We start from the raw sequence: 1426 nt of genomic DNA, 5'->3' as shown, positions 1-1426 counted from the left end.
CGTGGGGGCCATCACCGCCCGCGCTGACCTGCCGCTTACGGCAGAATCGGGGGATGTCACCCCGGTGACCTTTGAGGCTGACCCACCCAAAGTCAGAGGCATCACGCTGACGGCCCGCAACAAGGGCACCTGCGGGAATGAAACCGGGCTGGTGCTCACCATCACGGCAGACGGCATCACCGGCGCGATGAAGCCGATGGCAGGCGGGGTCGGTGACCCGGACATCGCCCCGGCGCTCGCCGCCATCTTCAGCGCCGGGCACACGGTGATTGTGATGCCGTACAGCACCAGTACGGCCATGGGTAAGCTGGCTACTCACCTGGACAAAGTCTCCGGCCCGGTAGAACAGCGCGGAGCCATCGGGGTAACCGGCTGGCGTGGCACGCTGGCGGCCGGGACCACCCTGACCGGGGCCGTCAACGCGGCCCGCATTACGACGGGCTGGCATAACAGCTCGCTGTGCAGCCCCGGCGAAATCGCCGCTGTTTACGGAGCGACCCTCATCAGCGAGGACGACCCGTCCGAGCCCCTGGATAACCGCGAACTGCCGGGGCTGGATATTACGCCCCAGTCAGCCTGGCCAATGCGCACTGAAGAGGAGAAAGCGCTGCATAACGGCCTGACCCCGTTCCGGGTGCAGGGTAGCCGGGTGCAACTGGTTCGCGCCATCAGTACCTACGTGAAGAACGCGGCGGGCACGGACGATGACACCCTGCTGGATATCACGACCATTCGCACCCTCGATGCCATCCGGCTGGCGTGGCGCACAAGGATGTCGCAGCGCTTCCCGAACGGCGGGAAGCTGACCGACCGCAGGCTGCAGCAAATCCGCTCGGAGACGCTGGATGTGCTGTATGCCATGGAGCGGCTGGAGTGGGTGGAAGATATCGACACATACAAAAATCAGGTGACCGTCACACGTAATGCACAGGACCGGACCCGCGCGGATGTGGGCATCCCGGCCCCGGTGGTTCGCGGCCTGCATATCCTGACCGGCACGGTCTACCTGTACTGAGGAGAGAACCATGGCAGATGTCTACATTGGGCCGATTGTGCTGGAGGTGAATGGCACGGAAATCGAAGTGACCCGCGTCAGTCCGACGGTCGATACCGGGCGCAAGCTGGTGAAGACCATGAACTCCACCGGCCGCGCGCGCGGGCACGTCAACGGCATCGCGACGTACAACCTGACGCTGGAGGCAGTCAAACCCAAAGGCCGCACCTTTATCTGGGAAAACATCGTGGACGCGAAGCTGACGCTGTTCCCTGAGGATGGCGACGACAAGACCATCACGTACCAGAACTTTACCGTGCAGACGGTGGGTGACGAGTACAACGTGGACAACGAAGCGCGGGTGAGCATCACCGGCTTTGCCCTGAACCGTATTGAGGAGTAATGATGACCGATTCACTGAACACCACCGGC

Annotated in this window: 2 protein-coding genes; both read left to right on the top strand. The window is 63.2% G+C overall.

From position 1 onward, the window contains the following. A partial coding sequence (locus B9Y90_RS26140) for a phage tail sheath subtilisin-like domain-containing protein (protein WP_176227951.1) occupies nt 1-1015 on the top strand: 1015 nt, incomplete at its 5' end. A 10-nt stretch (nt 1016-1025) separates the two neighbouring features. Continuing rightward, nucleotides 1026-1397, top strand: a complete 372-nt coding sequence (locus B9Y90_RS26135; RefSeq protein WP_085543176.1) for a phage tail protein — start codon at nt 1026-1028, stop codon at nt 1395-1397. Nucleotides 1398-1426 lie beyond the last annotated feature (29 nt).

Origin of the sequence: Cedecea sp. NFIX57 (assembly GCF_900177785.1) — a bacterium.
In the GTDB taxonomy this organism is placed as follows: Bacteria; Pseudomonadota; Gammaproteobacteria; order Enterobacterales; family Enterobacteriaceae; genus Cedecea; species Cedecea neteri_C.
This window is presented reverse-complemented; position numbering and strand designations above follow the sequence as displayed.